This window comes from Geomonas sp. (assembly GCF_056994735.1).
In genome coordinates, this window is the sequence record NZ_JBXKJL010000336.1 from 1 (window position 1) to 1833 (window position 1833).

Below are 1833 nucleotides of genomic sequence, written 5' to 3' on the forward strand. Positions count from 1 at the left end.
TCTGCGTCCTGGCCTATGCCCTTTGGAAGACCTTGGATCACTTATCCAAGCAGTCCGGGCTCCAGACGGAGATCCGCAAACCAGACCGGCGCCGGCCCAACGCGTCACCCAAGCCCCGGCCCATGACGCCGGAGATCATCCTCCGGACATTGGGCAGCCTCCAGATCGGCGACATCCTGCTGGAGACGACCGACGGTCGAAAGCTGGCTCTGCGGCGGGTCGCCCGCCCCAGTGCTGAGCAAGCCAAGATCTTGGCGGCCTTGAAGCTCAGCCTCCCCGAGCGGCTGACTCCCGATCGCGAAATGTAGTGAAGACCTGGAGCCCTCGCGTCCGGGTTTCCCTGGGAAATCAAAATGTCTACCCCACTCGTTGCGCAACTTAGGCTAGCCCAGGTTGCGCAGATAGTGGCGAAATTTACCCCAGAACGCAGCCCGATTCGCGGAATTTCCTGGTTTTTTCGTAGTGGAAGCGGCCTCGGATCGTTGTAGTGAAGACCTACTTGTAACCTAGTTCCTTGATTTCATGCCGGCCCCTGATCATCCTGGGTGCTCAGGAGGCCGGTATGTTCCTGCGCCGCTACACCCGGACCAAAGACGGCAAGACCCATACGTACTATGCCTTGGTCGAGAGCGTGCGCACCGCGGCGGGACCCCGGCAGCACGTCGTCGCTTACCTCGGTGAGCTTAATCACGACCAGCAGGGTCGCTGGCAACGCACCGTGGTCATCTACAATCGCCAGGGAGACTCCCAACAGCTCCGCCTCTTCCCCGACGACGATCAGGTCTCGGCGCCCGACGATCCTGACGTCGTACGCATCCGCCTGGGCAAGGTCGGCTGGACCAACGGTCGGCGCTTCGGTGACGTCTGGCTGGCACTCTGGCTTTGGAAGTTCATTGGGCTTGATGAGATCGTCGACCGTCACCTGCCCCAGGGCAAGGAAACGGTGCGGCCGGCCGACATCGTGGCCATCGAGGTCATCAATCGCCTTTGCGCGCCCTGCAGCGAGTTCGCCTTGGCCGAGCACTGGTACGCCTCGACGGGCCTGGAGGAATTGCTGGGTGTACCTGACAGCGCCGTGACCAAGGATCGGCTCTACCGCACGCTGGATCGCTTGTTGGCCGCTCAGACGGCGATCGAGCAGGACCTGAAGGACCGGCTGGGGACTCTCTTCCAGCTCGATTACGACCTTTTGCTCTACGACCTGACCAGCACCTACTTCGAGGGCCTGGCCGCCGACAACGAACTGGCCTGCCGGGGCTACTCGCGCGACCATCGCGGCGACTGCAAGCAGATCGTTCTGGCACTGGTGGTGACCCGCGATGGTTTTCCCCTGGCGCATCGGACCTTGGCGGGCAACACTCAAGACCTGCAGACCGTCGCGACCATCGTCACCGAGGTCGAGCAGCAATTCGGCAAGACCCAGCGGATTTGGGTGGTGGACCGGGGCATGGTCAGCAAGGAGTCGCTGGCGTTCCTCAAGCAGCCTGGGCGACGCTACGTCGTGGCCGCCCGCCGCGGTGAACTGACCGCGTTCCAGAGCGCGCTGGCAAGCGGCTCCTGGCAGCGGCTCCCCGAGAACCCCGAAGTCCAGGTCCAGCTGATCCACCGCGAGCATGAATACTACCTGCTGGCGCGAAGTCGCCCGCGACGGAAAAAGGAGCGAGCGATTCGCCGTCGCCAGCGTCATGGGCTAGCGCGGGGCTTGCGCCGGCTTGAGCAACTCATCGCCACCGGCCGTCTCAAAAGCCGCGACAAGATCCTGGAGCGTGTGGGGCGGCTGACCGGCCGCTATCCCAAGGCCCGACCGTTCGTGACGATCACGGTCAGTAAAGC

At 63.3% G+C, this 1833-nt stretch carries 2 protein-coding genes; both read left to right on the plus strand.

The window, feature by feature from the left end; genetic code table 11:
* The coding region (locus AC11W3_RS14545; RefSeq protein ID WP_484093238.1) for a hypothetical protein at window positions 1–308 on the plus strand (308 nt) is incomplete at its 5' end.
* 254 nt (window positions 309–562) lie between these two features.
* Window positions 563–1833, plus strand: a 1271-nt coding sequence (locus tag AC11W3_RS14550) for an IS1634 family transposase (RefSeq protein ID WP_484093239.1), incomplete at its 3' end; no start/stop codon positions are given.